We start from the raw sequence: 4,817 nt of genomic DNA on the forward strand, positions 1-4,817 counted from the left end.
CAGCATGACAATAATGGCCAAACCTACCACCGTTATAATCGATATAAATAAAACACTGTTCCAATAATCCATTCCTAGTACTCTTATTTTAAATCAATTAAAATTATGAAATTCTTATAATTAATTACTTAATGTTTATTTTAATATAGGCGGATTACAATTTGTAAACAATGACCATAACTATCTTATTAATTTTATTTGTAAAGAGACTTTATGAGGTTTAATTCATGCTTTAATGAGTTTCTTTTAAAAATATTGTTCTTTTTAATTAAAATAATTTTGATCAAGATTTATATATTGAGAAGAATATTTATATAAAATTTAATTTTGAAGAAGATAATATAACTTATCAAATTTAAAGTTTATCTAGATCAGAATTTCTATTTTATTATTTATATTTCTTTTAAATACAGTCGCCTGAACAGAATCTTTCTTCCTATAAAAAGTAAAGCCTTAGATTACTAAGGCTTTACTTTTTATCTGTTGAATCAGGTCTTAGATTCCGTATTTCACACGATAAGCTTCCATTTTCGCCAATGCTTCGCTATCGCCTTTTGCATCTAGGTAATTCATTAAATCTTTCATAGTAATTAGTGCATGTACTGGAATTTCCAGTTCTTTTTGTACTTCCTGAATAGCAGATAATTCACCTTGGCCTTTTTCCTGACGATCAAGAGCAACCAGTACACCTGCAATTTGCGCACCGGCATTTTTCAGGATGGTGACTACTTCACGAATGGCAGTACCGGCTGTAATCACATCATCAATAATCCAGACTTTTTTCCCTTCCACTGAAGCACCTACCAGCACACCACCTTCACCGTGATCTTTGGCTTCTTTACGGTTAAAACCCCATGGCACGCTTACGCCATGATTTTGAGACAGCGCCACTGCTGTAGCCGCCACAAAAGGAATGCCTTTGTATGCTGGTCCAAAAATCACTTCAACATTGTCACATTCAGTTAATTTTGCAGCATAGCCAGAAGCCAGTAGTGACAAGGCTTCACCGTCATTGAGCAAGCCAGCATTAAAAAAATAAGGACTCACACGTCCTGATTTTAAAGTAAACTCACCAAATTTAAGCACACCACGTGATAATGCGAGTTCGATAAAAGCTTGCGGGTTAAACTGAGCTGGCGTTGACATGAGGTGCTCCTAAATCCATTAATTAAGGGTAAGACTTGCGCATGATACCAAAGAGTAGCTATCCAGGTGATCAAAAAATTCTTCGTGTCGTTTCAATTAATGTCAACGGTTTACGTTCCTCCGTCAGCAAGGGCTTGTTAGAGTGGATCGAACAGTCTGATGCCGATGTGATCTGCATGCAGGAAAGCCGGATTACCCATGCGCAGTGGACTGACAAATTCAAGCCTGAAGGCTGGTATACCCACCTGTTCCCTGCCGAGCGTCCAGGTTATGCAGGTACAGCGATTTATAGCCGTCTGCCTTTTGTTTCCATTACTGATGGTCTGGGTTTTGAACTGGCTGATTCTCAAGGCCGCTTTATCTCGGCAGAATTTGACTTGGGTCTGGAAAAAACAGCGCATATCTGTTCGCTGTATTTACCTTCAGGTTCTTCGGGCGATGAAGCGCAGGCACGTAAAGATCACTTTCTGGAAGAGTATAAAAAGATCCTGAAACAATGGCGCGATGAAGAGAAATCCATCATTGTCTGTGGTGATTACAATATCGTGCATAAACGCATCGATATTAAAAACTGGTCCGGTAACCAGAAAGCATCAGGCTGCTTGCCACATGAACGTGCCTGGTTAGATCATATTTATGATGAGTTGGGTTATGTCGATACGTTCCGCGAAGTTCGTAAAGAAGCCGAACTGTATTCCTGGTGGTCAAATCGTGGTCAAGCCCGTGCCAAGAACGTGGGCTGGCGGATTGACTATCAGGCCTGTTCACCGGACTGGAAAAACCGTACTGTAAATGCCTGGGTCTATAAAGATGAATGGTTTAGTGACCATGCACCCGTGATTATTGACTATAAAATCTAAAACCAACCCAAGTATTGAGTGAACAATTGTTCACTCAATTAAGGTTTATTACCTACACTACATGACGTATTTTCAGGTTTATCTTCAGACCCTAACAGCGCATGATACTCACACGGCACAGGGATATGTCAGGATGACATTATAAGGACAGGACGCCGTAGGAAGAAAATAAAACAAACTATCAGATTTAGCTTGTTTTTCAAGGATGTGACAACGGACGTTGTATTGAGACCCGCATAATCAGGATGATTAGATGCGGGTTTTCTCATTTCAGTACCTTCATTTTTTTCTTATTCTTAAACTTCAACACTTACTTTTAATACCCATTCTGCTCTTAAACGATGTCAATCGAATGACATGTCTTTTAAATATTGCTTAAAAACAAGCTTCTTGGAAGCACATAGGCGATCGGCATAAATTCAGCTAAGCTAAGCCATCAATAAATAAACTGTTTGGGATACAGCGAGCATGCTCAAGATTTATGGCATTAAAAACTGCAATTCAATGAAAAAAGCTTTTGATTTACTTGATGAACTGGGATTGGCTTACGAATTTCATGATTATAAAAAACAGGGAATTGACGCGGATACTGTTAAAACCTGGCTAGATGCTTTAGGTCAAGATGTGGTACTGAATAAGAAAGGCACCACCTGGCGTAAACTCACTGCAGAAGAGCAGGAAAATGCCCTTGCCAGTGAAGATAATCTGATTACCGCCTTAACTACTCATACCAGCCTGATCAAACGTCCGGTATTACAGACTGCAACTGGTTTTATCGCTGGTTTTGATGAAGCCGCTTATCAAAAGCTAAAAGACTAATCATCCCAGATGAGCTGGAAGAATAAAAAAAGCCTGACTTCTGTCAGGCTTTTTTATGGTAGTTTTTAGAGAACGGTCATGATCTATTATTTGGCACGAATCCAGGTTTGGTTACGACCTAAAGCAGACACGCCGATATAACCGCGCAGCTCAAGTTTCTTGCCGCCGTCTGTCAGGTTGCCTTTCAGCTTATAAGTTTTACCAGATTTTGGATCCAGGATCGAACCACTGTCATAGCTGGTTCCGCCTGTATTTTTCAGGCCTTTCACAATCGTTAAACCTTTCAGCGATTTATTGTGATACGGACCTTCACATTTTGTACAAGCATTTTCTTCACCCGGTGTTAATACCGATTGGATGCTTGCAGATAATGTCCCATTTTTTTGCTCAGTAAATTTTACTATAGCCTTTGGTTGTTTGGTTTCGTCGTCAATCGTTTTCCAAACGGTACCATTTAAAGGATCTGCAGCATTGGCCAGCGCAGATAAGCCGAGTAGTCCTAACATTAGCGTAATTTTTTTCATTTTTCTTCATTTCCCTAGTCTGAGATAGACCGATGTAGTATTAAAAAGTCACAACATTTTTGCAATTTTTACCTGTGACTATTTAGTGTAACCTTGTAAATATTGTTGGTAAATAATCTACATAATCAATAAAAGCAGAAAAAGATGGAAAGAAGATGAAGATGAGCCCCGTGACGAAACAATTAATTACAGAAAGTCTTTTAAAAGCGACCATCCGCGCGCCTAGTCGGTTCAATCTTCCTCCAAGCTCCTTACGGGTCGCACTGGAGCAGATGTGCAAGATTTTTCCGCAAGATAAGTCCGTACAAATCCGTTCGCTCCGGCTGGCAGGTGTACATGCCGAGGAAATCAAACCACAGCAGGAATCCAGCCAGCTGATTTTCCATATTCATGGTGGTGCTTTTTATCTCGGTTCCTTAAATACCCATCGTGCCTTTATGACCCAGATTGCCGCTCGCACCCAGATGCAGGTGCTGCATATTGATTATCCTCTGGCTCCTGAATCTGCTTATCCTGAACCTTTGGAGGCCCTATTTGATGTCTATAATCTGTTATTAGATCAGGGCATTCAGGCTAAGGATATTATTCTGTCCGGAGATTCGTGTGGTGCTAATCTAGCGTTGGCATTGGCACTCAAATTACAGCAGGAAGGCCTGCCCCAAGTGAGTGGGCTAATTCTACTTTCCCCTTTCCTTGATCTGACCCTGACCAGTGAATCACTACGCTATAATCAGAAACATGATGCCCTGCTGTCGATTGAAACCCTGAAAACCGGGATTCAGTATTATGTACCGAGTGCAATGGATCGTGGCGATCCAGAGATTTCCCCATTTTTTGCCGATCTCAGTGGTTTGCCGCCGATACATGTACAGGTGGGATCTAAAGAGATTCTGCTGGATGATGCCACACGCTTCAAGGAAAAAGCGGAACAGGCGGGTGTCGAGGTTGAATTCAAGTTATATACCGGCATGTGGCATAATTTTCAGATGTTTAGTGCCTGGTTTGAAGAGGCTCGACAAGCGCTGGCGGATCTCTCAGAGTTTGCTCATCGTCTAGATCGAGACTAGAAATTTAGAAGAAGCCATAAAAAAGGTCAGCAATTACTGACCTTTTTGTTCATTAATTTTCTATCGCTTTTTAGATCTGGCTTACCTGAGCCATCGCCGTTTCAATTGCCTGCTGTTTCGCAGCATCGCCCATATTGACGCCTTCAGCACGAATCACGTGCACATCAGTTACGCCAGTAAAGTTAAATACAGTTTTCAGGAAAGCTTCCTGGAAATCAACTGGGCTTTGTTCGCCATAAACACCACCACGACTACTGGCAATATAGACTTTCTTTTCACCTGCCAGACCCACTGGGCCATTTTCTGTATATTTAAAAGTACGCCCTGCCACACTAATGCGGTCAATCCAGGCTTTTAAGGTAGAAGGTAGGCCGAAGTTATACATAGCGGCCCCAACAACC

6 protein-coding genes are annotated in these 4,817 nt (G+C 41.0%); 3 read left to right on the plus strand and 3 right to left on the minus strand.

What is annotated here, in order from left to right:
• Window positions 1–495: 495 nt before the first annotated feature.
• Window positions 496–1,146, minus strand: coding sequence for an orotate phosphoribosyltransferase (gene pyrE / locus B4J23_RS00610; protein WP_125279724.1), 651 nt, complete (start codon window positions 1,144–1,146; stop codon window positions 496–498).
• A gap of 41 nt (window positions 1,147–1,187) precedes the next feature.
• Between pyrE and B4J23_RS00615 the strand changes: the two genes are divergently transcribed.
• Complete coding sequence (locus B4J23_RS00615) at window positions 1,188–2,006, plus strand: exodeoxyribonuclease III (RefSeq protein WP_291358267.1); 819 nt, start codon at window positions 1,188–1,190, stop codon at window positions 2,004–2,006.
• A 468-nt stretch (window positions 2,007–2,474) separates the two neighbouring features.
• Window positions 2,475–2,825 carry a Spx/MgsR family RNA polymerase-binding regulatory protein gene (locus tag B4J23_RS00620; protein ID WP_180011101.1) on the plus strand — a complete coding sequence of 117 codons (351 nt, stop codon included), beginning with the start codon at window positions 2,475–2,477 and terminating at the stop codon, window positions 2,823–2,825.
• Between the two features lie 86 nt (window positions 2,826–2,911).
• On the opposite strand, the gene B4J23_RS00625 is transcribed toward B4J23_RS00620, so the two are convergent.
• Window positions 2,912–3,349: a DUF2147 domain-containing protein gene (locus B4J23_RS00625; RefSeq protein WP_004781465.1), complete on the minus strand. Its 438-nt coding sequence runs from the start codon at window positions 3,347–3,349 to the stop codon at window positions 2,912–2,914.
• 155 nt (window positions 3,350–3,504) lie between these two features.
• Here B4J23_RS00625 and B4J23_RS00630 point away from each other — a divergent pair, with 155 nt between their 5' ends.
• Window positions 3,505–4,416 (plus strand): alpha/beta hydrolase, encoded by a 912-nt coding sequence (locus tag B4J23_RS00630; protein ID WP_291358273.1) that lies wholly within the window; start codon window positions 3,505–3,507, stop codon window positions 4,414–4,416.
• 70 nt (window positions 4,417–4,486) lie between these two features.
• Here B4J23_RS00630 and B4J23_RS00635 read toward each other — a convergent pair.
• Window positions 4,487–4,817: FMN-dependent NADH-azoreductase (locus tag B4J23_RS00635; RefSeq protein ID WP_291358275.1), on the minus strand; the 331-nt coding region annotated here is incomplete at its 5' end.

Origin of the sequence: Acinetobacter sp. UBA3025, from assembly GCF_002367915.1 — a bacterium.
Classification (GTDB): domain Bacteria; phylum Pseudomonadota; class Gammaproteobacteria; order Pseudomonadales; family Moraxellaceae; genus Acinetobacter.

Bases quoted from the DNA above. Each gene is read 5' to 3' on its own strand.
- pyrE (WP_125279724.1), bottom strand. From the start codon at position 1,146: ATGTCAACGCCAGCTCAGTTTAACCCGCAAGCTTTTATCGAACTCGCA.
- B4J23_RS00615 (WP_291358267.1), top strand. From the start codon at position 1,188: ATGATACCAAAGAGTAGCTATCCAGGTGATCAAAAAATTCTTCGTGTC.
- B4J23_RS00620 (WP_180011101.1), top strand. From the start codon at position 2,475: ATGCTCAAGATTTATGGCATTAAAAACTGCAATTCAATGAAAAAAGCT.
- B4J23_RS00625 (WP_004781465.1), bottom strand. From the start codon at position 3,349: ATGAAAAAAATTACGCTAATGTTAGGACTACTCGGCTTATCTGCGCTG.
- B4J23_RS00630 (WP_291358273.1), top strand. From the start codon at position 3,505: ATGAAGATGAGCCCCGTGACGAAACAATTAATTACAGAAAGTCTTTTA.